Annotated in this window: 26 protein-coding genes; 18 read left to right on the forward strand and 8 right to left on the reverse strand. The window is 53.5% G+C overall.

The genetic code is table 11. From position 1 onward, the window contains the following. Positions 1-113: 113 nt before the first annotated feature. The 6 genes from B9Z32_RS01355 (at position 114) to glcF (ending at position 6,432) form a co-directional block, all read left to right on the forward strand. The gene (locus B9Z32_RS01355; RefSeq protein ID WP_108419610.1) at positions 114-854 is read left to right on the forward strand and encodes a TorF family putative porin; all 741 of its coding nucleotides are present in this window, start codon (positions 114-116) and stop codon (positions 852-854) included. A gap of 25 nt (positions 855-879) precedes the next feature. Continuing rightward, positions 880-1,218 carry a P-II family nitrogen regulator gene (glnK, locus tag B9Z32_RS01360; protein WP_108419611.1) on the forward strand — a complete coding sequence of 113 codons (339 nt, stop codon included), beginning with the start codon at positions 880-882 and terminating at the stop codon, positions 1,216-1,218. 23 nt (positions 1,219-1,241) lie between these two features. Next, positions 1,242-2,780 carry an ammonium transporter gene (amt, locus tag B9Z32_RS01365; RefSeq protein ID WP_108419612.1) on the forward strand — a complete coding sequence of 513 codons (1,539 nt, stop codon included), beginning with the start codon at positions 1,242-1,244 and terminating at the stop codon, positions 2,778-2,780. 170 nt (positions 2,781-2,950) lie between these two features. Then, positions 2,951-3,898 (forward strand): SMP-30/gluconolactonase/LRE family protein, encoded by a 948-nt coding sequence (locus B9Z32_RS01370; RefSeq protein ID WP_108419613.1) that lies wholly within the window; start codon positions 2,951-2,953, stop codon positions 3,896-3,898. 72 nt (positions 3,899-3,970) lie between these two features. Then, positions 3,971-5,182 carry a glycolate oxidase subunit GlcE gene (glcE, locus tag B9Z32_RS01375; RefSeq protein ID WP_108419614.1) on the forward strand — a complete coding sequence of 404 codons (1,212 nt, stop codon included), beginning with the start codon at positions 3,971-3,973 and terminating at the stop codon, positions 5,180-5,182. A gap of 8 nt (positions 5,183-5,190) precedes the next feature. Beyond that, positions 5,191-6,432 (forward strand): glycolate oxidase subunit GlcF, encoded by a 1,242-nt coding sequence (gene glcF / locus B9Z32_RS01380; RefSeq protein WP_108419615.1) that lies wholly within the window; start codon positions 5,191-5,193, stop codon positions 6,430-6,432. On the opposite strand, the gene B9Z32_RS01385 is transcribed toward glcF, so the two are convergent. After that, positions 6,426-6,917, reverse strand: a complete 492-nt coding sequence (locus B9Z32_RS01385; protein ID WP_108419616.1) for a glutathione peroxidase — start codon at positions 6,915-6,917, stop codon at positions 6,426-6,428. The two genes, glcF and B9Z32_RS01385, sit on opposite strands and share 7 nt — an antisense overlap. A gap of 48 nt (positions 6,918-6,965) precedes the next feature. After that, positions 6,966-8,249 (reverse strand): lysophospholipid transporter LplT, encoded by a 1,284-nt coding sequence (gene lplT, locus B9Z32_RS01390; protein ID WP_108419617.1) that lies wholly within the window; start codon positions 8,247-8,249, stop codon positions 6,966-6,968. A 171-nt stretch (positions 8,250-8,420) separates the two neighbouring features. On the opposite strand from lplT, the gene alr reads away from it, so the two are divergent. Together alr and B9Z32_RS01400 are read left to right on the forward strand one after the other, a co-directional pair. Then, positions 8,421-9,536, forward strand: a complete 1,116-nt coding sequence (gene alr / locus B9Z32_RS01395; protein ID WP_108419618.1) for an alanine racemase — start codon at positions 8,421-8,423, stop codon at positions 9,534-9,536. Next, entirely contained in the window at positions 9,533-10,441 is a 909-nt protein-coding gene (locus B9Z32_RS01400; protein WP_233248020.1) for a DMT family transporter, read from the forward strand. The genes alr and B9Z32_RS01400 overlap by 4 nt, the downstream gene beginning before the upstream one ends. Here B9Z32_RS01400 and B9Z32_RS01405 read toward each other — a convergent pair. From B9Z32_RS01405 to B9Z32_RS01425, 5 genes are all read right to left on the reverse strand, one after another. Further along, positions 10,420-11,178 carry a TSUP family transporter gene (locus B9Z32_RS01405; protein ID WP_108419619.1) on the reverse strand — a complete coding sequence of 253 codons (759 nt, stop codon included), beginning with the start codon at positions 11,176-11,178 and terminating at the stop codon, positions 10,420-10,422. The two genes, B9Z32_RS01400 and B9Z32_RS01405, sit on opposite strands and share 22 nt — an antisense overlap. 158 nt (positions 11,179-11,336) lie before the next feature. Then, positions 11,337-13,076 carry a GMC family oxidoreductase gene (locus tag B9Z32_RS01410; RefSeq protein ID WP_108419620.1) on the reverse strand — a complete coding sequence of 580 codons (1,740 nt, stop codon included), beginning with the start codon at positions 13,074-13,076 and terminating at the stop codon, positions 11,337-11,339. Positions 13,077-13,100: 24 nt separating this feature from the next. Then, a complete protein-coding gene (locus B9Z32_RS01415) occupies positions 13,101-14,612 on the reverse strand; it encodes a CoA-acylating methylmalonate-semialdehyde dehydrogenase (RefSeq protein ID WP_108419621.1) in 1,512 nt (503 codons plus the stop codon). 56 nt (positions 14,613-14,668) lie between these two features. Beyond that, complete coding sequence (locus tag B9Z32_RS01420) at positions 14,669-15,163, reverse strand: MaoC family dehydratase (protein WP_108419622.1); 495 nt, start codon at positions 15,161-15,163, stop codon at positions 14,669-14,671. Next, positions 15,163-15,909 (reverse strand): SDR family oxidoreductase, encoded by a 747-nt coding sequence (locus tag B9Z32_RS01425; protein WP_108419623.1) that lies wholly within the window; start codon positions 15,907-15,909, stop codon positions 15,163-15,165. Before B9Z32_RS01425 ends, B9Z32_RS01420 begins: the two co-directional genes overlap by 1 nt. 91 nt (positions 15,910-16,000) lie before the next feature. Between B9Z32_RS01425 and B9Z32_RS01430 the strand changes: the two genes are divergently transcribed. Both B9Z32_RS01430 and B9Z32_RS01435 read left to right on the forward strand, forming a co-directional pair. Further along, on the forward strand, positions 16,001-16,603 hold the full coding sequence (locus tag B9Z32_RS01430; RefSeq protein WP_108419624.1) for a 2-hydroxychromene-2-carboxylate isomerase: 603 nt from the start codon (positions 16,001-16,003) through the stop codon (positions 16,601-16,603). A 17-nt stretch (positions 16,604-16,620) separates the two neighbouring features. Further along, a complete protein-coding gene (locus tag B9Z32_RS01435) occupies positions 16,621-17,322 on the forward strand; it encodes a dienelactone hydrolase family protein (protein ID WP_108419625.1) in 702 nt (233 codons plus the stop codon). 2 nt (positions 17,323-17,324) lie between these two features. Here the strand turns inward: B9Z32_RS01435 and B9Z32_RS01440 are convergent, their stop codons facing one another. Next, the gene (locus tag B9Z32_RS01440; RefSeq protein WP_108419626.1) at positions 17,325-18,491 is read right to left on the reverse strand and encodes a magnesium transporter CorA family protein; all 1,167 of its coding nucleotides are present in this window, start codon (positions 18,489-18,491) and stop codon (positions 17,325-17,327) included. A 113-nt stretch (positions 18,492-18,604) separates the two neighbouring features. On the opposite strand from B9Z32_RS01440, the gene B9Z32_RS01445 reads away from it, so the two are divergent. The 8 genes from B9Z32_RS01445 (at position 18,605) to fusA (ending at position 25,764) form a co-directional block, all read left to right on the forward strand. Next, positions 18,605-19,033, forward strand: a complete 429-nt coding sequence (locus tag B9Z32_RS01445) for a CopD family protein (RefSeq protein ID WP_108419627.1) — start codon at positions 18,605-18,607, stop codon at positions 19,031-19,033. An 18-nt stretch (positions 19,034-19,051) separates the two neighbouring features. Next, positions 19,052-20,155 (forward strand): VanZ family protein, encoded by a 1,104-nt coding sequence (locus B9Z32_RS01450; RefSeq protein WP_108419628.1) that lies wholly within the window; start codon positions 19,052-19,054, stop codon positions 20,153-20,155. Next, on the forward strand, positions 20,152-20,532 hold the full coding sequence (locus tag B9Z32_RS01455) for a ferredoxin (RefSeq protein ID WP_108419629.1): 381 nt from the start codon (positions 20,152-20,154) through the stop codon (positions 20,530-20,532). Before B9Z32_RS01450 ends, B9Z32_RS01455 begins: the two co-directional genes overlap by 4 nt. Beyond that, positions 20,532-21,161: an alpha/beta hydrolase gene (locus tag B9Z32_RS01460; RefSeq protein ID WP_108419630.1), complete on the forward strand. Its 630-nt coding sequence runs from the start codon at positions 20,532-20,534 to the stop codon at positions 21,159-21,161. The genes B9Z32_RS01455 and B9Z32_RS01460 overlap by 1 nt, the downstream gene beginning before the upstream one ends. A 28-nt stretch (positions 21,162-21,189) precedes the next feature. Continuing rightward, entirely contained in the window at positions 21,190-22,392 is a 1,203-nt protein-coding gene (locus tag B9Z32_RS01465; RefSeq protein WP_108419631.1) for a D-alanyl-D-alanine carboxypeptidase family protein, read from the forward strand. A gap of 153 nt (positions 22,393-22,545) precedes the next feature. Then, the gene (rpsL, locus tag B9Z32_RS01470; RefSeq protein WP_017759704.1) at positions 22,546-22,923 is read left to right on the forward strand and encodes a 30S ribosomal protein S12; all 378 of its coding nucleotides are present in this window, start codon (positions 22,546-22,548) and stop codon (positions 22,921-22,923) included. Positions 22,924-23,077: 154 nt separating this feature from the next. Then, entirely contained in the window at positions 23,078-23,548 is a 471-nt protein-coding gene (gene rpsG / locus B9Z32_RS01475) for a 30S ribosomal protein S7 (RefSeq protein WP_090130012.1), read from the forward strand. Positions 23,549-23,661: 113 nt separating this feature from the next. Continuing rightward, positions 23,662-25,764, forward strand: a complete 2,103-nt coding sequence (gene fusA, locus B9Z32_RS01480) for an elongation factor G (RefSeq protein WP_108419632.1) — start codon at positions 23,662-23,664, stop codon at positions 25,762-25,764. The last annotated feature ends 96 nt before the right edge of the window (positions 25,765-25,860 follow it).

The following is a 25,860-nucleotide window of genomic DNA, read 5'->3' on the forward strand; positions in this document are numbered from 1 at the left end:
GATGAAAACGGCGCATTTAAGGGGGATAACATTGGCTTGCACTGGTGCAGTGCAGCATTGGCATGCTAAATGCTAAGTTTCCAATGTCTATTCATAACTTTCAGGATCTACCAATGAAAAAAATCGTTTCCCCCCTCTTGCTGGCCATGTCTTTGGCAAGCGCTGGCAGCGCAATGGCCCAAACGGCGCCTGCAGCACCAGAATCAAGCTTGTCTTTCAATGTGGGCGCGGTCAGTGATTACCGTTATCGTGGTATTTCGCAAAGCCGCCTCGACCCTGCAGTTCAGGGCGGTGCCGACTATGCTGACAAGAGCGGTTTTTATTTGGGTGTTTGGGGTTCCAGCATCAAATGGATCAAAGACGCTGGTGGTGACTCCAACATGGAAGTTGACATTTATGGCGGCTACAAATTCACAGTTGGCGACATTGGCTATGACTTGGGTTTCTTGCGCTATGAGTACTCAGGCAACAAGCTGACACCAAGTGCCAACACCAACGAGTTGTATGGCGCCGTCACCATGGGCCCCCTGACTGCAAAGTATTCACAAAGCACGGGCAACCTGTTTGGTTTTGCAAACAGCAAGGGAAGCACCTACTTGGACTTAACCGCCACATTTGATTTGGGCGGCGGCTACACATTGGCGCCTCACTTGGGTCGTCAAACCGTCAAGGGTACTGACAACGGCAAGTATTCCTACACAGACTATGCACTGACATTGGGCAAAGATTTGGGCAATGGCCTGACAGCCTCTGCTGCCGTGATTGGCACTGATGCTGAAAAAGGCTCTTATGTATATGGCACCAAGCAACTCGGCAAAGCCGGTGTGGTTGTTGGTCTCAAATACGCGTTTTAAATTAGCTTAAACACAAGGAGCCATCATGAAACTGGTGACCGCCATCATTAAACCGTTCAAGTTGGACGAAGTTCGTGAAGCCTTGTCCGCCATTGGCGTTCAGGGAATTACGGTAACGGAAGTCAAAGGTTTTGGTCGACAAAAAGGTCATACCGAGTTGTATCGCGGCGCTGAGTACGTGGTGGACTTCTTGCCGAAAGTAAAAATTGAAGCCGCTGTTTCATCCGATCAAGTTGAACGTGTGATCGAAGCCATCGAGTCAGGTGCACGCACCGGCAAGATTGGCGACGGCAAGGTGTTTGTGTACGACTTGGAACAAGTCATTCGCATCCGCACCGGTGAAACTGGGGCAGAAGCCCTTTGATGTCCCTGAAAGAGAGAACAAAAATGAAAAAACTATTTGCCTCCCTCGCGTTGGGATTGTCCTTGTGCTTCGGTGGTGCTGCGTTTGCTCAAACTGCACCTGCCCCTGAAGCCAAAGTGGAAGCGAAAGCTGAGGCGAAAGCCGATGCTGCCGCTACAGCTACAGCTACAGCGCCTGCACCAGCACCAGCTTCTGCGCCCGCAGCCGCTGAAGCTGCTCCCGTCTTGGTCCCCAACAAAGGCGACACGGCTTGGATGATGGTCTCCACCATCCTCGTCATCATGATGGTGGTGCCAGGTTTGGCCCTGTTCTATGGCGGCTTGGTACGCAGCAAAAATATGCTGTCGGTACTCATGCAAGTCATGGTCACCTTCTCTTTAATCACCGTCTTGTGGTTCACTTATGGCTACAGTTTGGCGTTCACAGAAGGCAACGCCTTCATTGGTGGCCTTGACCGTTTGTTCATGAAAGGCATCTGGGACAACGCAGCAGGTACTTTTGCCAATGCCGCTACATTCAGCAAAGGTGTGGTCATTCCAGAAATCACTTTCGCTGGATTCCAAGCCACTTTCGCTGGCATCACGTGCGCATTGATTGTGGGTGCCTTTGCAGAGCGCATTAAGTTCTCTGCAGTCTTGCTCTTCATGACTTTGTGGTTCACTTTCAGCTACTTGCCTATTGCCCACATGGTGTGGTTCTGGATGGGTCCTGACGCTTACGCCACCAAAGAAGTGGTTGACGAGATGACGGGCAAAGCTGGTTTGATCTGGCAGTGGGGTGCGCTTGATTTTGCTGGCGGTACCGTTGTGCACATCAACGCAGCTGTGGCTGGTTTGGTTGGCGCCTTCATGATCGGCAAACGTGTTGGATATGGCCGCGAAGCCATGACACCTCACTCTTTGACATTGACCATGGTCGGTGCCTCTTTGCTGTGGGTGGGCTGGTTTGGTTTCAATGCTGGCTCTGCTTTGGAAGCCAATGGTTTTGCCGCTCTTGCTTTCGCCAATACCTTGTTGGCAACGGCCGCTGCTGTGTTGGCCTGGTGTGTGGGTGAAGCCCTCATGCGCGGCAAAGCTTCGATGTTGGGTGCGGCTTCGGGTGCAGTGGCTGGTTTGGTGGCCATCACGCCAGCTGCTGGCAACGTCGGTATTGGCGGCGCCTTGGTTATTGGCATCGTGGCAGGCTTTGCATGCTTGTGGGGCGTCAATGGCCTGAAGAAAATGTTGGGCGCTGATGACTCCTTGGATGTCTTCGGTGTGCACGGTGTGGGCGGTATTGTGGGCGCCTTGCTAACGGGTGTATTCAATTCCCCCGCCTTGGGTGGCCCTGGCTTTGTTGCCGACTGGGTAACCGTCACCATGGTCACTGCTGATGATTACTCCATTGCTGCACAAGTTTGGACACAAGCCAAAGCCGTGTTGCTCACCATTGTGTGGTCTGGCGTGGTTTCTCTGATTGCGTTCAAACTCGTTGACATGACAGTGGGTCTGCGCGTCTCTGAAGAAGCCGAGCGCGAAGGCTTGGACATCAGCTCACACGGCGAAACTGCTTATCACAGCTAAGCCATCCTAATTTCCGAGAAGTTAGTCTCCAAGTTCAAAGCCCGCTTCGGCGGGCTTTTTTTCGTCTGCCAACAGGTTTAAACCATTTGCATGGCGTTCTTAATTCACAATCTAGAGCTCAAAGTTCAAAGTTCGAATTTCAAACTACGACCGCCTGCACGACGAGAAACATGACAACGCCCATCATCAAGCCGCAATGGCATCGCATCACCTCCGACGCCGATGGTTTGGGAGAGTCGCCCTTTTGGCATCCTGCAGAAAATCGTTTGTACTGGGTCGACATCCCTGGCAAGCGTTTGCGCCGAATGAGCGTGTCTGACGATTTGTCATGCGGGCAAGTGCCTGACACGTGGTCACTTGATGAGGAGCCCGGTTGTTTTGCCCCAGCCGTTCACGGGGGCTGGGTCATTGCCTTGCGAAGTGGGGTATACCGTGCCAAATCTTGGGGCGGCGCCTTGCAAAAGTTGGCGGCCGCACCTTACGATGTTTCGCGCTTGCGTTTCAATGATGGCAAGTGTGATCCTGCGGGCAACTTTTGGATTGGTTCCATGTACGAGCCGCGCGATCAAGCCGCTGCTGTTTTGTATGCCTTGAAAGCCGATGGTCAATTGGCTGCCAAGGCCAAAGACGCTACGGTAGCCAATGGTTTGGCGTGGTCCCCTGACAGTAAAACAATCTATTGGTCTGACACAGGCGCACATTGCATCAGGGCTTGGGACTACGACCCTGACACGCAGGCCATGAGTCGAGAGCGTGTGTTTGCCCAATTCCCACAGAAGCCCAAAGACTGGGCTTACGGGACTGCCAGCGCACAGGCCTATTGGGGTCGACCCGATGGGGCCGCTGTAGATGCACAAGGCAATTACTATTCGGCCATGTACGAGGGGCAACGCTTGGCCAAGTTTGCGCCAGATGGTCGTTGCTTGGCTTGGATTGAGACGCCTGTTCAGTGCCCCACAATGCCCTGCTTTGGCGGCGCAGACCTGCGCACCTTGTTCATCACGACATCGGCCCATGGCCGAAGTGCAGTGGAGTTGCAGGCTTTGCCCCATTCAGGCTGCATTTTTGCCATGCGTGTTGATACGCCAGGGCAAGCTGTGAGTTTTTTCAAAAACTGAATTGACCTATTTCATTAGAGCAAAACTGCTTGAAAATGTCCTAAACAAGATACAGACGTTTACCATTGCCACATGAATTCAAGCCCACCCAACCTGCCAACGCTTTTGGAGACCATCCGTTCTGCCAGCGTAGAGCCTGAAGGCCGCCGACCCACATTTCGCATTCATGGCTCTGGCAGCCATGATTTTTATGGCGAATCCTTAGAGGGCGAATTGTTGGAAACGTGCGGCCTACAGGGCATTTCGCAGTACGAACCCAGTGAACTGGTGGTCACGGTGGCTGCGGGCACGCCTCTGCAGGAGTTAGAGGCTGCACTAGCAGACCAGGGGCAGTGCTTGGCTTTTGAGCCGCCTCACTTCCAAAGAGCTACTCAATCAGCCCCTTCCGCCAAACCAGCCACGGTGGGCGGCATGGTGGCCTCTGGCCTGAGTGGCCCTGCGAGGGCCAGCGTGGGTTCGGTTCGAGACTTTGTGCTAGGGCTACGGTTTATCAATGGCCGCGGCGAACACCTGAGCTTCGGTGGCCAAGTCATGAAGAATGTGGCCGGTTATGACGTGAGCCGTTTGTTGGCCGGCAGTTGGGGCACCTTGGGCCTGATCACCGAAGTTTCTTTGAAGGTCTTGCCCATGGCGCCTGCCGAAGCCTTTTTGATGTGCCAGCTGCCGCAAGACAAAGCACTCAATTTGCTACATCAGTGGGGGGGTCAACCTTTGCCCTTGAATGCCAGTTGCTGGGTTAAAGACACAACGCAAGCTGGCGCGCCCGAGTTTTTGTTCGTGCGTTTGCGAGGCGCACACGCAGCAGTGCAATCTGCCAAGCTGCGCATGTCGCAAGATGTGGCCAAGTTACAAAGTGAATTGATAGAACAAACTGCCGAAGCAGCAAGCCATGATTGGGTCTTGGCCCGAGATCAGCGTTTGCCATTTTTCACAGAACACGCCGCTTCTGAAGACTTGGCTTTGTGGCGATTGTCGGTTCCCCAAACTGCGCCAGTCATAAACTTGCCCATCACGGCCAGTGGCACTTTGATAGAGTGGCATGGTGCTCAGCGTTGGGTGTGGGCGCCGCTCAGCCAAGCATCTAATATTAGGCACGCAGTTGCAGCCGTGGGTGGACAAGCCACGGTTTTTCGTCGGCCGCAACAGGCCAGTGCGGCTATGCGCCTCGCCACGCCCGTCTTCACACCGCTTGACCCGGTGCAACAACGCATTCAACAAGCGTTGAAACACGAATTCGATCCTGCGGGCATCTTTGGTCCGCGCAGACTGAACGCGCATTTCTGAGGCTCAAAATGCAAACCCAACTCGCACCTGAGTTTCAAAACACCCTGATCGGCAAAGAGGCCGAGGCCATTTTGCGCCAATGTGTGCATTGTGGTTTCTGCTCTGCCACCTGCCCCACCTATCAATTGATGGGCGATGAATTGGACGGGCCGCGAGGCCGCATCTACCTCATGAAGCAAGTGTTTGAAGGGGCAGAGCCCACCCGCAAAACACAATTGCATCTCGACCGCTGCCTCACGTGTCGCAATTGCGAAAGCACCTGCCCTAGCGGTGTTGAATATGGACATTTGGTTGACCTCGGCCGCAAGGTGGTCGATGCCAAAGTGCCAAGGCCCGTGAAGGAGCGTGCACTGCGTTGGGTGCTCAAGGAAGGGCTTACTTCTGCGCTGTTTGCACCGGCCATGAAGCTGGGACAAAGTGTTCGAGAACTGTTGCCGGCCGCTTTGAAGGCCAAAGTTCCAGCGCCACAAAATGCAGGTGCGTGGCCCCAAAAAACGCATGCACGCAAGGTCTTGATGTTGGCCGGTTGCGTGCAGCCCGCCATGATGCCCAACATCAACACAGCAACAGCGCGCGTGCTCAATGCTTGTGGCATTCAGGTGGTCGTGCCGCCAGCGGCAGGCTGCTGCGGCGCTGTGAAGTTTCACTTGAACGATCAAGTGGGTGGTTTGGATCACATGCGTCACAACATCGATGCTTGGTGGCCATGGGTTGAGCAAGGTGTCGAAGCCATTGTGATGAATGTTTCAGGCTGTGGCGTCACTGTGAAAGAGTATGGTCACTTGCTACAACATGACGTGCAATATGCAGAAAAGGCAAAACGCATTTCTGAACTCACCCGTGACTTGAGCGAGTTGTTGCCCATGTGTTTGCCTGAGCTGCAAAAGAAATTAAAGCCCGAGCAAATTGCGCAAGTTGGCCTTCTTGCCTACCACCCGCCATGCACACTACAGCATGGCCAACAACTCAAAGGTGGGGTAGAGACCCAACTGGGCCAGCTGGGCTTCAAGTTGCGCGTGGCCGACAACGAGTCACATTTGTGTTGCGGCTCGGCCGGCACCTATTCTGTGCTTCAAGCCGACACAGCCTATGCCTTGCGCGATCGCAAACTGGGGCATCTCAACAAGTTGCAGCCCACAGCTATTTTGAGCGCCAACATTGGCTGCATTACCCATTTGCAAAGTGGCGCCGATGTGCCTGTCAGGCACTGGGTGGAGCTGGTGGATGAGGTGCTGTCAAAAAGTCAGTGAGTGCTAGTCAGAGCCGCTTCAATGTCTTGTGCCATTTTTTCTGGCTTGTCCATGGAAGCGTAGCGCTTGATCACGCGGCCATCGCGCCCAACCAAAAACTTGGTGAAATTCCACTTAATGGCTTTGCTGCCCAATAGGCCGGGTGCTTCGGCGCACAGCCATTGGTAAAGTGGGTGTGCATCAGGCCCATTCACATTGATTTTTTCCAGCATGGTGAAACTCACGCCGTAATTGACTTGGCAATATTGCGCGATGGCTTGATTGCTGCCGGGGTCTTGGTTGCCAAATTGGTTGCAGGGAAAGCCCAACACCGCCAGGCCTTGGTCTTTGTAGGCTTGATGAACTTTTTCGAGTCCTGCAAATTGAGGTGTGAAGCCGCAAGCACTGGCGGTGTTCACAATGAGCATGACTTTGCCGCGCAATTGACTCAGCGCCAAGCTTTGGCCGTTCATTTGAGTGGCTTCAAAATCGTAGATTGTTTTCACAGGATGCGCCTTTAAAAAGCAAAGTCAAATGAACAACAGGCTAAACGCTCAACCATGCAGGTTGTCATTTTTAGCCACTTCAATCAAATGATTCACCTCTTCACTGTGCTCGCGCAAGTTGCGTTCGTGCCAGCGTTGGATGAGCCACATGCAAAAGGCCACCACAAAACCAAATGCCGTGATGGCGCCAAAGGCAGAGAGCCCCATGCCGGTAGAGAAAGTGTATAAGCCGCCCAACAACAAAATACAGGCCTGCTCATTGAAATTTTGAACTGCAATTGAGCGTCCAGCTCCCATCAGGTTGTGGCCACGGTGTTGCAGCAAGGCATTCATGGGCACCACCAAAAAGCCACCCAAGGCGCCCAGCAATATGAGGAAAGGCGCCGCTACCCAAACGTTGTCAATGAAGTTCATGCCCATCACCAAAACGCCCATGCCAATGCCCAATGGCATCACCATTGTGGCTTGGTGCAGTTTCATGCGCATAGAGGCAACCACTGCACCCACTGCTGTGCCAATGGCCACGACACCCACCAAGCTCGAAGCTTGTGTGGTGGAGTAACCCAAAGCGGCGGCACTCCAAGCCAAGACGATGTAACGCAAGTTGCCCGAGACGCCCCAAAACAAGGTGGTGGTAGACAAAGAAATTTGTCCCAATTTGTCATTCCACAAACGTGAATTGCAACCCCAGAAATCGGGCAGCAAGGCCACTAAGTTCTTAGGCATTGGGCGCATCTCGACACCGGTGTTGGGAATGCGGGTGTTGAACCAAGCGGCCAAAGCATACAGAGAAATTAAAAGCAGAATGGCAGCTTCAGGCCCTGTATCGATGCCGGTATCAATGAACGGCATGTTGAAGCCCAACAAGAACTCAGTCACATTGGGGCCTACCAATTGGCCACCAATCAAAACACCCAAGATGATCGAGGCAATGGTCAAGCCTTCAATCCATCCGTTGGCTTTGACCAATTGAGAGGATGGCAGCAGCTCAGTCAAGATGCCGTATTTGGCGGGTGAGTAGGCTGCAGCGCCCAAGCCCACGATGGCATACGCCAGAAGTGGGTGCGTGCCAAACAGCATCATCAAGCAACCCACCACTTTGATGGCGTTGCTGATGAACATGACCTCACCTTTGGGCCTGGAGTCGGCAAAGGCCCCCACAAAGGGCGCGAGCACCACATAAAAGAGTGCGAACATGGGCACCAAAGCCGCACGTTGCCATTCGGCACCACCACTGATGCGAATGAGTTCAACCGCTGCGACAAAAAGTGCATTGTCGGCCAGCGAGCTGAAAAACTGGGCCGACATGATGGTGTAAAAACCGCGCTTCATGAAATCATGCTGTGTTTCGAGAGAGCAAAAAAACCGAACTCGAAATTATGAAAGTTGATGAAAGCAACACCTTCAATGCAAGTGTTGGCGTAAGTTTCTGTTATATCACGCTATGAAGTGACACAATCTAGGCTTCTTCCCTTGTGATTGATTTCAGTTTAACGATCTGACATGCCAAGACCGATTCAGGCCACCATCGACCTTCAAGCTTTGCGACACAATCTCGCGCAAATGAAATCAGCCGCACCCGATGCTTTGGTGTGGGCGGTTGTGAAAGCCAATGCGTATGGCCATGGCATTGAGCGGGTCTTGCAAGGCTTGCGTGCAGCGGACGGCCTTGCCCTGCTTGATTTGGCAGACGCAGAGCGTGTTCGGCAACTGGGCTGGCGCGGGCCCATTTTGTTGCTGGAAGGGGCTTTTGAAACTCGCGATCTGGAGTGGTGTTCACGTCTCAACTTGTGGCATGTGGTGCATTGCGAAGCGCAAATTGACATGTTGGCCATTCACAAAACACATCAAGCGCATCGTGTATTCCTTAAAATGAATACGGGTATGAATCGATTGGGTTTTACACCTCAGGCCTTTCGAGCGGCTTGGACACGCTTGAATGCATTGCCTCAAGTCGATGAGATCTCTCTCATGTCGCACTTCAGTGACGCAGATGGCGACAAAGGCATTTCGGCGGCCATGGCGATATTTCAAGAATTCACCCACGACTTATCGGGCGAACGCAGTCTTTGCAACAGCGCGGCCGTTTTGCGTCACGCCAAAGACGCCAAGGTACGCGTTGATTGGGTGCGCCCAGGCATTGCGCTGTATGGCAGCTCCCCAGATTACCCCGCACATTCGCCAGCGCACTGGGCTTTGAAACCGGTCATGAGTTTGAATGCGGCGATCATTGCCGTACAGCATTTGCAAGTGGGTGACACGGTTGGCTATGGCTCTGCGTTTGTTGCCGATCGGCCCATGCGAATTGGTGTGGTGGCGTGTGGTTATGCAGATGGCTACCCAAGACATGCACCGACCGGCACGCCCGTTTGTGTGGATGGAGTGAGATCGCGCACAGTGGGCCGCGTGAGCATGGACATGATCACCGTTGACATCACCGACTTGCCTCATGCCGATCGAGGCAGTGAGGTTACGCTGTGGGGCTTGCCCACAAAAACCAGCATACCATCTGCGGGCGTATCGATTGATGAAGTGGCCAGTGCGGCAGGCACTGTGGGATATGAGTTGATGTGCGCATTGGCGGCGCGTGTGCCTGTCACGGTTTTGGATTCGCCTTGAACGCCAAGCAGCAAAACACCTTGGCCCTGGTGGCCGCGTTCATGTTGATCTTGATTTGGGGCGCCAACTTCAGCGTTCAAAAGTATCTGCTTGACACCTTGTCACCGAGTGGTTTTTTATTCGCCCGTTACCTGATCATGCCGACCTGTGCCTTGATCATGATGCGCATCACATTGGGTCAATTTTTTCCGCCTATCGCTCGAAAAGACCTTTTTGAATTGGCCAGTCTGGGCTTTATTGGGCACAGCTTGCATGTGGGCATTGTTTGTTATGGCATTCATTTGTCCACGCCATTTTCAAGTTCTGTGATATTGGCCTGCGGCCCTATTTTTACCTTGCTGATTTTGCGCTGGAAAGGCCATGAGCGGCTTCAGCGTTACCAAGTCTTGGGTGTGTCGGTCGCGTTTGCGGGCGTGCTGCTTTTCCTTTCTGAAAAAATCATGAAAGGTGACATGCGGGCCACCGGTGGTGACGTGGTGCTTTTTATCGCGGCTGTCTTGTTTTCTTATTACACCGTGCAAGCCAAACCCATGCTCGAAAAACACGGCAACATTTTGACCATGGGCTATGCCACGCTGTGGGGTGGCTTGCCGGTCATGTTGTTGTCAATTCCAGCAGGACTCGAAGCGCCGTGGGCCACTTTGGGTGTTCAAGGTTGGGCTGCCATGGGTTGGTCGATTTTGATTTCCGCTTTTGGGGGTTGGCTGGTTTGGGGCTGGGTGAATCAGGTTCGGGGTGTGGCCAAAACGGCACCTCTCATGTACCTCATGCCGCCCGTGGCAGGTTTGTTTGCGTGGGCCATTACGGGTGAGCAATATACCGCCACCAAATTGGCGGGTGCCGCCATTGCATTGTTCGGTGTTGCCTACACGCAATTTGCGCCTCAGCGCAAAAATCCGTCGTAAGCGGTCTTCATGATGAGCATGCTCACGACGACCAAGAAGGCATAACGCACAAAGCCTGCGCCGTATTGGAGTGCCAGTCGGGTGCCAATCAGACTGCCAATCACATTGGCCAAGGCCATGGGAATAGCCAGATGCCACCACACATGGCCTTGCCAAGTGAACAAGGCCAAGGCCGAAAAGTTGGTGGCAGTGTTCATCAGTTTGGAAGAAGCCGAGGCGTTCAAAAAATCGTAGCCCAAGAAACGAACATAGGCAAAAACAAAAAAACTACCGGTCCCTGGTCCAAAAAAACCATCGTAAAAACCAATCAGCAGGCCCATGCCCGCTGCCACCAAAGCCTCTTTTTTGCCCTGAAATCTTGGCTCGTGCAACTGCCCCATGTTTTTCTTGGCAAGTGTGTAAATGAGCAAAGCGATGAGTAAAAACGGCAATGCTTTTCGCAGAAAACTCGGATCAATGTAAGTCACGGTCCATGCGCCGCAGGCAGAGCCCAACAGGCCAGCAGCCGCAGCTGGAATCAGAGCCGCCCAACGCAGGTCTACTTTTTTGCTGAATTGATAGGTGGCAAAGGCAGTGCCCCAAATGGCAGCACTTTTGTTGGTGCCAACCAAGGTGGCGGGGGGTGCATAAGGAAAGGCGGCAAAGAGGGCGGGAACCAAAATGAGTCCGCCGCCACCCACAATGGAGTCGACCATGCCCGCAAACAGCGAAGCCAGGGAGACAAGCAAAATTTCCATCAAAAAAAAGCGCCGCTTGCGCGACGCTTATAAAAAGTCACATCTCGTTTTGGATGTTTATGTTCGATTAGTTTGGGTGTCTCCTCTGCCCTCAAAACGAACCCAAACTGCAGTTCATCGAGTGCATGAAATGTAAAACGCTTCATGAGGCTTTGCCATCAGGGATTTCCCGCGGCAGACTCCTTGGCATTTCTGGCCATCCAGTGGGCCGCTTTTTCGGCAATCATCAAAGTGGGGCTGTTGGTATTGCCACTCGTGATGGTGGGCATGACGCCGGCATCCACCACGCGCAAACCGCGAATGCCGCGAACTTGCAATTGGCTGTTGACCACCGCCATGGGGTCGTCCTCACGGCCCATTCGAGTGGTGCCCACTGGGTGAAAAATGGTGCTGGCAATGTCGCCAGCAAGTCGGGCCAACTCTTCATCGCTTTGGTATTGAACACCCGGCTTGAACTCTTCAGGCTCAAAGCTTGCCATGGCTGCCTGCGACATGATGCGCCGGGTGACGCGCAGGCTGTCGGCGGCTACTTTGCGATCTTCCTCTGTGCTCAAATAATTGGGCGCAATGGCCGGCGGCACTTTGAAATCTGGGCTCTTCAAGCCCACGCTGCCGCGGCTGGTGGGGTTCAAGTTGCAAACGCTGGCCGTGATGGCAGGAAAGCTGTGCAAGGGTTCGCCAAAGGCGTCTAGGCTGAGAGGCTGCACATGGTATTGAATGTTGGCCCACTCGCGCTGTGCATCGCTTTTTGTGAAGGCACCCAATTGGCTGGGTGCCATGCTCATAGGCCCCGATCTAGACAAAGCATATTCCAAACCAATTTTGGCCTTACCCCACCAGCTGTTGGCCAAGGTGTTCAGCGTTTTGGCATTCTTTACTTTGTAAACAGAACGAATTTGCAAATGGTCTTGCAAATTAGCACCCACACCCGGCAAGTCATGAGCCACATCGATGCCCACTTGCTTTAGAGCATGGCCGGGGCCGATGCCAGAGAGTTGCAAAATTTGGGCAGAACCAATGCTGCCTGCACTGAGCGCCACTTCGCGCGTGGCGGTGGCGGTGACCAATTGGTGGCCGTCCCAAACCTTGACGCCCGTGCATCGCTTGCCACCATCGGCATCGGTTTCAATGACCAGGCCGGCCACTTGGGCTTGAGTCCAAAGTTCAAAGTTGGGACGCGCGTAGCAGGTGGGCCTTAAAAAGGCTTGTGCCGTATTCCAGCGCCAGCCACTTTTTTGGTTCACTTCAAAATAGCCCACGCCTTCGTTGTTGCCCTGATTGAAATCACTTGAAGAGGGAATGCCTGCTTGCTGAGCCGCAAGCGCAAAAGCATCTAGCACCTCCCAACTCAAACGTTGTTTTTCAACACGCCATTCGCCGCCTGCTTGGCGCGCTTTGAGAAGTTGAAAGTAATCGATAGAAGCGGGGTTGTCATGCGTTTGGGGCTTGAGCAGTTCAGTGACAACGCCTTTTGCGCCATGCACGTCAGAGGCGCCCATGTGGTGATCTTCGTGCAACCTGAAATAGGGCAGGCACTGATCCCAGCGCCACGCGTCATCACCTGTGAGCTTGGCCCATTGATCGTAATCACGCGACTGACCGCGCATGTAAATCATGCCGTTGATACTGCTACAACCGCCCAATACTTTGCCACGAGGGTAGCGCAAGGTTCGGCCGTTCAAGCCTTGTGCAGCCTCTGTTTGATACAGCCAATCGGTGCGGGGGTTGCCAATGCAATACAAATAACCCACTGGAATGTGAATCCAGTGGTAGTCGTCGCGCTTGCCGGCCTCGATGAGCAGCACACGTTTGCTGGCATCGGCTGACAAGCGGTTTGCCAAAAGACAACCTGCAGTACCTGCGCCAACGATGATGTAGTCAAAAGTGCTGTCGTTCATGGCGCTTCAAAAAAGAGTCTTTGCTTACTTGGCCGTTGGCATGACGAACTCGGCGCCCTTGCCAATGCTCTCTGGCCAGCGTTGCATGATGGATTTTTGCTTGGTGTAAAAGCGCACGCCTTCTTCACCGTAAGCGTGCATGTCGCCAAACAAACTGCGCTTCCAGCCGCCAAAACCATGCCAGGCCATGGGCACAGGAATGGGCACGTTGATGCCCACCATGCCGACTTGAATGCGGCGTGAAAACTCGCGCGCCACATTGCCATCGCGCGTGAAGCAACTCACGCCATTGCCAAACTCGTGGTCATTGATCATTTGCACGGCTTGGCCAAAATCCTTCACGCGCACGCAAGACAACACAGGCCCAAAAATTTCTTCTTTGTAAATTTTCATGTCGGTGGTGACGTTGTCAAACAAAGTGCCGCCTAACCAGAAACCGTTGGCGCAACCTTCACCTGCTTTGGCGCCATCAAAATGCCGGCCATCGACCAACAATTGGGCACCTTCAGCCACGCCGGCGTCAATGTAGCCACTGATGCGCTGCTTGGCTGCCGCTGTAACAATGGGGCCCATTTCGGCGGCCAAATTCTCGCCATTCAAAACTTTGAGCGCGCGTGTTTTTTCTAACAACAAGGGCATCAAGCGTTCGGCCACATCGCCTACCAAAACGGCCACGCTGATGGCCATGCAACGCTCGCCTGCAGAACCGTAAGCTGCGCCAATGAGTGCATCAGCAGCTTGGTTGATGTCGGCATCGGGCATGACCACCATGTGGTTTTTGGCGCCGCCCAAAGCTTGTACGCGCTTGCCGTGGCGAGCGCCGTTTTCGTACAGGCTGTTGGCAATGGGAGTTGAGCCTACAAAACTCACAGCCTTCACATCGGGGTGTGTGACCAGTGCATCCACGGCTTCTTTGTCACCTTGCACCACATTGAAAACACCATCAGGCAGGCCCGCCTGTTTCATAAGCTCAGCCATCAACAAACTGGGGCTCGGGTCGAGGGGGCTGGGCTTTAAGACAAAGGTATTGCCACACGCAATGGCCACTGGAAACATCCACATGGGCACCATGACGGGAAAGTTAAAGGGTGTGACACCTGCTACAACACCCAAAGGCTGGCGCAAGGTCCAGTTGTCAATGCCGGTTGAAACTTGGTCTGTGAAGTCGCCTTTGAGCAATTGAGGAATACCGCAAGCAAACTCGACAATTTCAATGCCGCGAGTGACTTCACCTTGTGCATCGGTAAAAACTTTGCCGTGCTCTGCCGTGATCATGTGCGCCAGTTGGTCGCGGTGAAGGTTGAGCAGCTCCAAAAATTTGAACATCACCCGGGCGCGGCGAAGTGGCGGTGTGTCGGCCCAAGCTGGAAACGCAGCCTGAGCAGACGCAACAGCCTGATTGACGTCTTGGGTGTTGGCCAAATGCACGCGGCCTGTAACGGCGCCGGTGGCGGGGTTGAAAACATCTTGCGCGCGAGCGCTGGTGCCCGACACAGTTTGGCCTGATATGAAATGAGCAATGCTGGTGACAGTCATGAAGAATCCTGCGGCCTCAAGGGCGAGTGAATATAGGGTTTGTGGATATGTGAATATTAATCGGTCTTGGGCTGTGCGGCACCAGGGTGGCGGCGTCTGAACATGCTCCAGCCCTCCATTTGCAAAACGTACTCTCCATGTTGGTTCTTCATTTCCCATTGGGTGCGCACCAAACCGACATCGGGTTTAGAGCGCATGGGCCTGGACTCCAAAATTTTGTGCTTCAAGTGCAAGATGTCATTGGGGAAGACGGGTTTTTTCCATTGCACGTTTTCCAAGCCTGGTGAGCCCAGACTGGAAGACTCTTGCAAAAAGTTGGTCACCATCAGTCGCATGGCCATCGAGCAGGTGTGCCAACCGCTGGCGCACAAATTGCCAAACACAGAAGCCTTGGCCGCCTCATCGTTCAGATGAAATGGTTGTGGGTCGAACTGTGTGGCAAAAGCAATGATCTCTTCTCTTGTGGGGGAGATGGTGCCCAAATCGCGCTCTTGGCCGGCTTGCAAGTCTTCCCAGTAGTAGCGGATGGTGCGCGCGCTTTCACTCGACATCAGCGTGCCCCAGACACGTCAATCAAGCTCATGGTGGTGTAGCTGGCGTCTTCAGACAGCAGCCACACAATGGCCTGCGCCACTTCCATCGCGGTGCCGCCCCTCTTGGCAGGCACCAAATGCTCCAAGTCTTTGACACGATTTGGCAGGCCACCCGAAGCATGGATTTCGGTGTCAATGAGCCCGGGGCGAATGGCATTGACGCGAATGCCCTCGCCGGCAACTTCCTTGGCCAAACCCAAGGTGAAACTGTCAATCGCGCCTTTGGCTGCGGCGTAATCCAAGTATTGACTTGCTGCGCCGAGCCGAGATGCCGCACTCGAGAGATTCACAATGCTGCCGCCTTGGCCGCCGTGTTTGGTGCTCATTTGCAAGATGGCTTCGCGCGCGCACAACATAGAGCCCAAGACGTTGATGTCAAACATTCTGCGCCAGCGCGCCATGCTCATTTCATCGAGTCGCGCGTAGACATCGATCACACCAGCGTTGTTGACCAGGCCTTGCATGGGGCCCAATTCGGCTTTCACGCGCTTGAACATGGCCAGCACTTGTGCTTCGTCAGCCACATCGGCTTGGACGGCGATTGCACGCGCCCCCGTGGCCTGAATTTGCTTCACCACCTGTTGGGCAGCTTCGGCATTGGCGGCGTAATTGACCGCCACATCCCAGCCTTTTTGAGCTGCCAAAACGCATGTGGCAGCACCAATACCGCGGCCACCTCCCGTGACCAATACAACTTTGCGCATGCTTTGTCTCCTGCAGAGTTATGGCCAAACTGTTAAAACAGAGGCCTGTGTTTGCTTTATCTGCGCAGATTACCTTAAGTAGGAGCTTTTTGTGAGTCACTCAGTCGACTATTATTTCGCCCCGCAAAGCCCATGGGCTTATTTGGGCCACCAACGTTTTCAAAACATCCTGCAAAAATCGGGGGCCTCGGTTCGCGTCATGCCAATCGATTTGGGCGGCAAGGTTTTTCCTATTTCTGGGGGCCTGCCTTTAGGTCAAAGAGCGCCTCAAAGACAAGCTTATCGCTTGACGGAACTGGCGCGCTTTAGCAAATGGTTGGGTGCACCCTTGCACCTCAAGCCCACATTTTTTCCGGTCAGTGGCGACGACGCAGCCAAACTCATCATTGCGGTCGACATGGCCGCAGGCGCCAATGCCGCCATGGCCATCACGGGCGCTATTTTGTCGGCGGTTTGGTCGCAGCAGCGAAACATTGCCGATGAAAAAACCTTGGTTGAATTGCTGAAGGAGCAAAACCTGCCAGCCACTTGCCTAGAGCAGGCCTACAGTCAAGCGGCCCAAGAGCGCTATGAAACCTATACCCAAATGGCCATTGATGTGGGGGTCTTTGGCGCACCCAGTTATGTGGTGAATGGCGAAATTTTTTGGGGTCAAGACCGCCTTGATTTTGTCGAGCGAGCGCTCGCGACTTAATTTTTCAGGAGTAACTCATGGGATCCACCATTCAATTGACTGCTGCAGACGGCACGCAAGTGCCGGCCTATGTGGCCACACCCGCCGCGCCCGCCAAGGCGGCCGTGCTGGTCATTCAAGAAATTTTTGGGGTCAATGCGCACATCCGAGAAGTGGCTGATGCCTATGCCAGTGAGGGTTTTTTGACCATTGCACCGGCCATGTTCCAACGCGTTCAAGCCCAGGTGGAGCTGGGTTATGCGGAGGCCGACATGGGTGCTGGCATGGCCCTCAAAACAGCCGTTGAAGCACTGCCCGAACCCGGCGCCTTGCAAGACATTCAAGCCGCCATTGACCATGCACACGCCAGCTGTGGTGGCAAAGTGGGCATTGTGGGTTATTGCTGGGGTGGCTTGCTCACTTGGCGATCGGCTTGCCTTTTGAATGGCTTGTCTGCGGCGGCCCCTTACTACGGTGGCGGCATGACCACAGAAGCTGAATCTGCACGCCAAGCCAAAGTGCCTGTCATGGCGCACTTTGCTGAAGAGGACAAATGGATTTCAATGGAATCTGTGGCCGCCTTCCAGAAAGCACAACCTGCTGCGCAGGTGTTTACCTATCCTGCGCATCACGGCTTCAATTGCAACCACAGAGGCACTTGGCAAGCGGAGGCTGCTGCTTTGGCCAAGCAAAGAAGCTTGGCGTTTTTCAAAATGCACCTGCTGGGCAGCGCACATTGAACTTACCTCCCTGATCGCGCCAAAAAGCGCTTGCGCCAAAAGAACCAGCCCAAGCACAAAGCGATCAGGGCCATACAGCCGATGATCCACCAAAACCCCGTTTGTGCGTGCAACAGCGGGACGACATCGAAGTTCATGCCAAATATAGCGGCAATCAAATTCAAGGGCAGAAAGATAGCCGTGAGGGTTGTGAGCATTCGCATCGACTCGTTCGTGCGATTGCTTTGCGCGTTAAAGTGAATTTGTACGGCTGTCTCGATACTTTGCTCCAAGCGCCGCACGTGGTTCACAACCCGATCAATGTGTTCTAGAACATCGCGGCTTCGCACTTTGAGAATTTCGTGTTCATTGGCCAAGTCATTGGAATTAGGTGACGCCCAAGTGTTCAATGACTCTAGCCAAGCTTGCATGGCGCTGCGTTGGTCTTCGCAAATTTCATCCAAGTGGTGCAGAGACAAGCGCGCTTCCAAAAGTGCGGCCCAATTGTTAAATCGGGTGTAGGGATTGATGAGCTCAGCTTGCCAATGATCCAGTTGACGCGTAAGGTCACGGCGCAAATCCAAATAAGCATCGACCACCAAACTGACCATGCGAAGCATCATGTCTGCGGGGCTGAAAGGGATGCCTCTGGCGCTAGCCGAGCGGCTGTCGGCGGCATCCTGAGCTTGCCCTGAAGTTTGGCTTGCGCTTTCTTTCTCAAGCAAAGCATGGCTGGCCGCCAAAAGCCGATCGGCATAAGCTTCTCGAACGGCGCAGTCGTCAGGGTGGACCGTGAGCAGCACCCGGTCAAACACAGCAAAGCCAATGGGACTGGTATCGACACGGCGCAAAGCTGGCGGCCCACTGAGCTTGGGCTTTCTTTTTCTCTGGCCAGTAAGCTCCGCATTTTCAGTTTCGCGAGCAGCATTGGCCAAGCGCCTGAACACCAAAATATCGCAGTCAGAAGTTAAATCAAACCGAGAGGGCAGTTGGCTATTGAGTAAATCTGACACATGCAAATCGAGCAAGCTGTGCCCGTTCAACTCAAGCAGAGCTTTTTGAACTTGAACCAGCTCTGTTTGAAAAAAAGTTCGCGAACAGGCCAGCCAAACAAAACCTCGGTCAGGCAGGCTTCTTGGCAATGTCAAGGCGGCTTGCACGTGATGGCCTGAAACAGTAAATACGCGCATGTGAGGGGGCCTTATATTGATGGGCGGCAGAGGGGCTTAGGGTGAGCGAATCATGCCATTTGAAAATTGTGCCTGATCTTTGTCAAATGAAGCGACGGGGCTACACTTAGGGCATGCTCTGGATCAAAGCCTTTCACATTGTCTTCGTGGCCAGCTGGTTTGCTGGTTTGTTTTATTTGCCCCGAATTTTCGTCAATTTGGCCATGGTGCCAGACGACTCCGTGGCAGAGCGCGAGAGACTGCTGCTCATGGCCAGAAAACTGTTGCGCTTCACCACCATTTTGTCGGTGCCCGCCATCGCGCTCGGTGTTTGGCTTTGGTGGGGCGTTGGCATTGGCTGGGGCCCGGGCAATGCTTGGATGCACGCCAAGTTAGGTTTGGTGGTTTTGATTGTGGGCTATCACCATTATTGCGGCCGAATTTTGAAAAAATTTGAAGCCCAACAAAACACAAACAGCCATGTTTGGTACCGCTGGTTCAACGAAGCGCCTGTTTTGTTGCTGGTCGCAGTGGTCATTTTGGTGGTGGTTAAACCTTTTTAAGCCAAGCCAACACGCACGATGAATAAAACAGCGGCATGGCCTTTGGCTGGCATTTATGCCGTGTTGATCATCTATGCCAGTCTTTATCCATTTGAAAGTTGGCGTTCACAGGGGGTTGATTGGACGGCCTTTTTTTGGGCGCCTTGGCCGCGCTATTGGACTTCTTTTGATGTCCTCTCTAACGTTTTAGGCTATGCGCCCTTGGGTTTTGTGGTCGCCTTGGCGCTGCAGCGCAGTGCCCCCCAATGGCCCGCGGTAATCTTGACCTTGGCCATGGGTTCCCTTTTGGCGCTGGCCATGGAGTCTATGCAGCTTTTTCTACCGGCCCGAGTACCTTCAAATTTGGACTGGTGCTTGAACAGCTTGGGCACTTTGATAGGGGCTGGCACTGCTTGGATTTTGGAGCGTTTTGGTTTTTTAGATCGGTGGAGCCGATTTCGAGCCAACTGGTTTTTGCCCGATGCCAAAGGCTCATTGGTGTTGCTGGCCTTGTGGCCTGTTGCCTTGCTTTTTCCAGCCCCAGTGCCCATGGGCTTGGGACAGGTTTTGGAGCGTGCTGAAGAAGCATTGGCCTTGTGGCTGCAAGAAACCCCATGGCTTGATTGGCTGCCAGTTCGGGAAGTGGAACTCCAACCATTGCTCCCGTTTTATGAAATCTTGTGTGTCAGTTTGGGCCAATTGCTGCCCTGCCTGTTGGCATTTAGCCTGGTTCGGCAAGGGCATCAAAAAGTGGTGTCTTGGTTTTTCTTGTCAGGATTTGGCTTGCTGTGCACCGCCCTCTCGGCGGCTTTGACGTATGGCCCTGCGCATGCGTGGAGCTGGCTAAGCCCGCAGGTGCAAGTGGCCTTGGTGTTGGCCGCCTTGGCGGCTTGGCCCTTGATGTGGCTTAAAGAAAAAACACTGCAAGTGTTGGCGCTGGTGGGCTTGGTTTTGCAACTCACCCTGCTCAACAATGCATCGGCCAATGTCTACTTTGCCTTGACCCTGCAGAATTGGGAGCAAGGACAATTTATTCGATTCCATGGCTTGATTCAGTGGGTGGGCTGGCTTTGGCCCTTTGTTTTGCTGGTTTATTTGATGCGCCGTTTGTCTTCAGCCCGCCACACTAAAATGAGCGCATGAGCCAAACTGCAACCTCCCCAACAGAGTCAAGCCAAGCGGCTGCTCCTAGCAAGCCCTACTACGAACGCCATATTTTTTTCTGTTTGAACGAAAGAAAGAATGGCGAAGCCTGCTGCGCACTTCAGGGCGCCCAAGCGGCCTTTGACCACTGCAAGTCACGCGTCAAGAGCCTCGGACTTTCTGGACCTGGACAAGTTAGAGTGAACAAAGCCGGCTGTCTTGACCGTTGTGCAGGCGGGCCTGTGGCTGTGGTCTATCCCGAGGGCACTTGGTACAGTTTTGTAGACAACGCGGACATCGATGAAATTGTCGACAGCCATTTGAAAAATGGCCAGGTTGTCACTCGCTTGTTGACGCCACCCGAACTTGGGCGCTGATGAACGCTGCCACGCAAAGCCTGCTGCTTCAAGGGCCTGCGGGCGTTTTGGAGAGTTTGTGTGATGTGCCTGAAGGCGGCATTTATCACGGCACAGCGGTAATTTCACACCCACACCCTTTGTTTGGCGGCACCATGCAAAACAAAGTGGTGCAAACTTTGGCCAAGGCCTTTGTCCAAAGTGGTTGGCGCGCCATTCGATTTAATTTTCGCGGCGTCGGAGCAAGCGCGGGTGTCTATGACGAAGGCCGCGGTGAGGTGGATGATTTGATGAGCGTGATTCAAGCCACATTTCAAAGCTCGCAGCCGCTGGCGCTTGCTGGGTTTTCTTTTGGCGCCTTTGTCACAAGCCAAGCCGTTATTCGCTTGCCTGCTACCATGCCCTTAGAAAAACTGGTGTTGGTTGGCACGGCCGCATCGCGTTTTCAAGTGGCCCCAGTGCCCACCGAGCTCCATGAAAAAACCTTGGTTGTGCATGGCGAAATTGACGACACAGTGCCATTGGCCAGCGTCATGGACTGGGCTCGGCCACAATCCTTGCCGGTCACGGTCATTCCTGGTGTTGAACACTTCTTTCACGGACAATTGCCCCTCCTTCGGACCTTGGTCAGCCGCCATCTCCGCGCTTGATGTTGTTTGACGCTTTCACAAACCCACCATGACAACTTTGTTTTCAACACTCCGCCAATACACGCTCCGCGCTGGACTCACCTTGAGCCTTGCGCTCACGGTTGTCGTTGGCCTGCCTGGTACCGCGCAAGCGCAGGGCCCAGCGCCTGTGCCACCAGAAGTTGCAGCCCGTGCCTATTTGTTGTTGGATGTCACAGCTAACCAAATTTTGGCCTCCCGCGACATGGACATGCCTGTGGAGCCGGCCTCCTTGACCAAGCTCATGAGCGCCTATTTGGTTTTTGATGCCTTGAAAGCCAAAAAAATTGACTTGAAACAAACTCCCAGCGTCAGCGAGCGTGCTTGGAAAATGCCTGGCTCGCGCATGTTCATTGACCCCAAAATGAAAGTGCCAGTTGAAGACCTGATCAAGGGCATGATCGTGCAATCGGGCAATGACGCCACTGTGGTTTTGGCTGAGGGCGTGGGCGGCACGGTGGAGCGCTTTGTCCAGATGATGAACGAGCAAGCCAAGGTTTTGGGAATGAACAGCACCAGCTACAAAAACCCAGAGGGTTTGACCGAAGCGGGGCACACCACCACCGCGCGCGACTTGGCCACCTTGGCCACGCGATTGATGCGAGACTTTCCTGAATATGTCCCAACTTATGCCATCAAAAAGTACCGTTACCCGGGTACGCCAGCCGCCAATGACAGCAATCGCAATTTGTTGCTGTTCAAAGACCCAACCGTCGATGGTTTAAAAACGGGCCACACGGACGCCGCAGGCTACTGCTTGGTGGCAACCGCCAAGCGCGACCTCCCAAATGTTGGCCCCCGTCGCTTGATGGCCATTGTGTTGGGCACCAACAGCGAAATTGCCAGGGCCAATGAAGCGCAAAAATTACTCAACTGGGGCTATACCGCTTTTGATGCCGTTAAATTGTTTGATGCGGGCCAAGCCGTTGCCACACCGGCCATTTGGAAAGGCAAGGCCTCCAGCGTCAAATTGGGAAGATCCGAAGCCCTTGTGGTGGCTGTTCCCGCAGGCTCAGCGGCGCAAATCAAAACCCAATTGGTGAGGCCCGACCCCTTGGTGGCCCCTGTGACCAAAGGCCAAGCCATTGGAAGTCTTCAGGTTTTCCGTGGCGACCAGCTTTGGGTTGACTTGCCGCTGCAGGCCCTAGACTCGGTTGAGCAAGCTGGCGTGTTGGGCCGAGCCTGGGATGCTGTTCGTTTGTGGATCAAATAAGAAAAGTTGGTACTTGCCAACTTTGGTCAGCACGGACCTCACGCAGAAATTTTTGCCTAAGCCTTAATCCAACGCTATACTAGAAGGCTTTTCCGCATTTGGGGCGGAGAAGTATTTTTTTTTAATTCCAAACGTTTAGGGACGTTTTTTTAAATGCCAACCATCAATCAATTGGTGCGTCAGGGGCGCGAGGTCGAAAAGACCAAGTCAAAAAGCCCTGCGATGCAAAACTCTCCGCAGCGCCGCGGTGTGTGCACCCGTGTGTACACCACGACGCCTAAAAAACCTAACTCCGCTCTGCGTAAAGTTGCCAAAGTGCGCTTGACCAACGGCTTCGAGGTGATCTCCTACATCGGTGGTGAAGGCCACAACTTGCAGGAACACTCCGTGGTTTTGGTACGTGGTGGTCGTGTGAAAGACTTGCCAGGTGTGCGTTACCACATCGTGCGTGGTTCACTCGACTTGCAAGGCGTGAAAGACCGCAAGCAATCGCGTTCTAAATATGGCGCTAAGCGCCCGAAGAAAGCTTAAGTTAGCTTTCAAAAAAGGTGTTGTTCTGGTTTTTAGACGAGCCGGTTCAACGAAGTGACTCCATGTTGGAGTCGAGTAAGTGCAAGTTCAAATTGAATTTGCAGGGTGTCTGGATCGGACGTCCAGCCATCAAACTGAAGCAAAGAGGTGAAATATGCCACGTCGTCGTGAAGTCCCTAAACGTGAAATCCTGCCGGACCCCAAGTACGGTAATGTCGAACTTTCCAAATTCATGAATGTGATCATGGAAGGCGGCAAAAAAGCGGTTGCCGAGCGCATCATTTATGGTGCCTTGGAAAACATGGAAAAGAAAACGGGCAAAGACCCTGTCGAACTTTTCTCAATCGCCATCAACAACGTCAAGCCCATGGTGGAAGTTAAATCCCGCCGCGTGGGTGGTGCCAACTACCAGGTGCCAGTCGAAGTTCGCCCTGTCCGTCGCTTGGCTTTGTCCATGCGTTGGATCAAAGAAGCGGCCCGCAAGCGTGGTGAAAAATCCATGGCTTTGCGTTTGGCCAACGAGTTGCTCGAGGCCAATGAAGGCCGCGGCGGCGCGATGAAAAAGCGTGATGAAGTGCACCGTATGGCTGAAGCCAACAAGGCCTTCTCACACTTCCGCTTCTAATTTCTGCGGTTGGTGCTCGGCCCTGTGGTGGGCCCCAACCGAAGTTCAAGCCCTGTAGAGACCCTGCAGGGCATTTGTATTTTTTGTTTTAACTGAATTCCAAGAGGTTGATCATGGCTCGCAATACTCCCATCGAGCGCTATCGCAACATCGGTATTTCCGCGCACATTGACGCGGGTAAAACCACCACCACCGAGCGTATTCTTTTTTACACCGGTGTGAATCACAAAATTGGTGAAGTGCATGATGGCGCTGCCACCATGGACTGGATGGAGCAGGAACAAGAGCGTGGTATCACGATCACTTCTGCAGCCACCACATGTTTCTGGAAGGGCATGGACGGCTCTTTCGAAGATCACCGCATCAATATCATTGACACCCCTGGTCACGTTGACTTCACCATTGAAGTTGAGCGTTCCATGCGCGTGCTAGACGGCGCTTGCATGGTTTACTGTGCAGTGGGCGGCGTGCAGCCACAGTCTGAAACTGTGTGGCGTCAAGCTAACAAGTACAAAGTGCCCCGTTTGGCCTTCGTGAACAAGATGGACCGCACTGGTGCCAACTTCTTCAAAGTGGTCGACCAAATGAAGTTGCGCTTGAAGGCCAACCCTGTGCCAATCGTCATCCCCATCGGCGCTGAAGACAACTTCACCGGCGTTGTCGACCTTCGCAAAATGAAGGCCATCATTTGGGACGAAGCCTCACAAGGCATGAAGTTCACATTCGAAGAAATCCCCGCTAACTTGGTCGAATTGGCCAAAGAGTGGCGCGAAAAAATGGTCGAAGCTGCTGCTGAAGCCACCGAAGAATTGATGAACAAGTACCTCGAAGAAGGTGACCTGTCCGAAGAAGAAATCACTGCTGGTTTGCGCATGCGCACCATCAACAGCGAAATTCAGCCCATGCTGTGCGGCACCGCCTTCAAGAACAAAGGCGTGCAGCGCATGTTGGACGCTGTTTTGGAATTGATGCCTTCTCCATTGGACGTGAAAGCCATCAAAGGTTTTGACGAAGACGAAAAAGAAGTCACACGCAAGGCCGACGACGAAGAGAAATTCTCTGCCTTGGCATTCAAACTAATGACCGACCCGTTCGTGGGTCAACTCACTTTCGTTCGTGTTTACTCTGGCGTTCTGAAAAAGGGCGACACCGTTTACAACGCGGTGCGCGGCAAGAAAGAGCGTATTGGTCGTATCGTGCAAATGCACGCCAACAACCGCGAGGAAGTTGACGAAATTCGCGCCGGCGACATCGCTGCTTGCGTGGGTTTGAAAGACGTGACCACAGGCGAAACATTGTGCGACCCCAACGCGGTCATCACTTTGGAGCGCATGGTGTTCCCCGACTCCGTGATCCGTCAAGCTGTTGAGCCAAAGACAAAAGCCGACCAAGAAAAAATGGGCATGGCCTTGTCACGTTTGGCGGCAGAAGATCCATCTTTCCGCGTTCAAACCGACGAAGAATCTGGCCAGACCATCATTGGTGGTCAGGGCGAATTGCACCTCGAAATTATTGTCGATCGCATGAAGCGTGAATTTGGCGTTGAAGCCAACGTGGGCAAGCCTCAAGTGGCTTACCGCGAAACCATCCGCAAAGTTGTCGAAGAAGCCGAAGGCAAGTTCGTTCGTCAATCAGGCGGCAAGGGTAAGTACGGTCACGTGGTCTTGAAGGTTGAGCCACAAGAAGCCGGCAAAGGTTTCGAATTCGTTGACGCCATCAAGGGTGGTGTGGTTCCTCGCGAATACATCCCTGCGGTGGAAAAAGGCGTGATCGAAGCTTTGGGCCAAGGCGTGTTGGCTGGTTACCCAGTGGTTGACGTTAAGGTTACTTTGCATTTCGGTTCATACCACGACGTTGACTCCAACGAAATGGCTTTCAAAATGGCCGCCATCTTTGGTTTCAAAGAAGGTTGCCGCAAAGCCAGCCCCGTCATCTTGGAGCCCATGATGGCCGTTGAAGTTGAAACACCGGAAGACTACGCTGGTAACGTGATGGGCGACTTGTCCTCACGCCGCGGCATGGTTCAAGGCATGGACGACATGGTCGGCGGTGGCAAGGCCATTAAAGCTGAAGTGCCACTTTCTGAAATGTTCGGCTACTCCACCACATTGCGCTCGATGTCACAAGGCCGCGCCACGTACACGATGGAATTCAAGCACTACGCTGAAGCGCCCCGTAACGTTGCTGAAGCTATTGTGGCCTCAAGGGCAAAGTAAAGACATTGCGGGACTGATCAAAATGCAAAGCGTTTTGCTCTGTCCTCAACTGATCAATCTTCCTTAGCAGGATAGAAAAAAGTTAAACCTGTCTGC

The organism is Limnohabitans sp. MMS-10A-178 (genome assembly GCF_003063375.1).
In the GTDB taxonomy this organism is placed as follows: domain Bacteria; phylum Pseudomonadota; class Gammaproteobacteria; order Burkholderiales; family Burkholderiaceae_C; genus Limnohabitans_A.

Coding starts and splice junctions, on each gene's coding strand:
- B9Z32_RS01355 (WP_108419610.1), top strand. CDS start 114: ATGAAAAAAATCGTTTCCCCCCTCTTGCTGGCCATGTCTTTGGCAAGC.
- glnK (WP_108419611.1), top strand. CDS start 880: ATGAAACTGGTGACCGCCATCATTAAACCGTTCAAGTTGGACGAAGTT.
- amt (WP_108419612.1), top strand. CDS start 1,242: ATGAAAAAACTATTTGCCTCCCTCGCGTTGGGATTGTCCTTGTGCTTC.
- B9Z32_RS01370 (WP_108419613.1), top strand. CDS start 2,951: ATGACAACGCCCATCATCAAGCCGCAATGGCATCGCATCACCTCCGAC.
- glcE (WP_108419614.1), top strand. CDS start 3,971: ATGAATTCAAGCCCACCCAACCTGCCAACGCTTTTGGAGACCATCCGT.
- glcF (WP_108419615.1), top strand. CDS start 5,191: ATGCAAACCCAACTCGCACCTGAGTTTCAAAACACCCTGATCGGCAAA.
- lplT (WP_108419617.1), bottom strand. CDS start 8,249: ATGAAGCGCGGTTTTTACACCATCATGTCGGCCCAGTTTTTCAGCTCG.
- alr (WP_108419618.1), top strand. CDS start 8,421: ATGCCAAGACCGATTCAGGCCACCATCGACCTTCAAGCTTTGCGACAC.
- B9Z32_RS01405 (WP_108419619.1), bottom strand. CDS start 11,178: ATGGAAATTTTGCTTGTCTCCCTGGCTTCGCTGTTTGCGGGCATGGTC.
- B9Z32_RS01410 (WP_108419620.1), bottom strand. CDS start 13,076: ATGAACGACAGCACTTTTGACTACATCATCGTTGGCGCAGGTACTGCA.
- B9Z32_RS01415 (WP_108419621.1), bottom strand. CDS start 14,612: ATGACTGTCACCAGCATTGCTCATTTCATATCAGGCCAAACTGTGTCG.
- B9Z32_RS01420 (WP_108419622.1), bottom strand. CDS start 15,163: ATGTCGAGTGAAAGCGCGCGCACCATCCGCTACTACTGGGAAGACTTG.
- B9Z32_RS01425 (WP_108419623.1), bottom strand. CDS start 15,909: ATGCGCAAAGTTGTATTGGTCACGGGAGGTGGCCGCGGTATTGGTGCT.
- B9Z32_RS01435 (WP_108419625.1), top strand. CDS start 16,621: ATGGGATCCACCATTCAATTGACTGCTGCAGACGGCACGCAAGTGCCG.
- B9Z32_RS01440 (WP_108419626.1), bottom strand. CDS start 18,491: ATGCGCGTATTTACTGTTTCAGGCCATCACGTGCAAGCCGCCTTGACA.
- B9Z32_RS01445 (WP_108419627.1), top strand. CDS start 18,605: ATGCTCTGGATCAAAGCCTTTCACATTGTCTTCGTGGCCAGCTGGTTT.
- B9Z32_RS01450 (WP_108419628.1), top strand. CDS start 19,052: ATGAATAAAACAGCGGCATGGCCTTTGGCTGGCATTTATGCCGTGTTG.
- B9Z32_RS01455 (WP_108419629.1), top strand. CDS start 20,152: ATGAGCCAAACTGCAACCTCCCCAACAGAGTCAAGCCAAGCGGCTGCT.
- B9Z32_RS01460 (WP_108419630.1), top strand. CDS start 20,532: ATGAACGCTGCCACGCAAAGCCTGCTGCTTCAAGGGCCTGCGGGCGTT.
- B9Z32_RS01465 (WP_108419631.1), top strand. CDS start 21,190: ATGACAACTTTGTTTTCAACACTCCGCCAATACACGCTCCGCGCTGGA.
- rpsL (WP_017759704.1), top strand. CDS start 22,546: ATGCCAACCATCAATCAATTGGTGCGTCAGGGGCGCGAGGTCGAAAAG.
- rpsG (WP_090130012.1), top strand. CDS start 23,078: ATGCCACGTCGTCGTGAAGTCCCTAAACGTGAAATCCTGCCGGACCCC.
- fusA (WP_108419632.1), top strand. CDS start 23,662: ATGGCTCGCAATACTCCCATCGAGCGCTATCGCAACATCGGTATTTCC.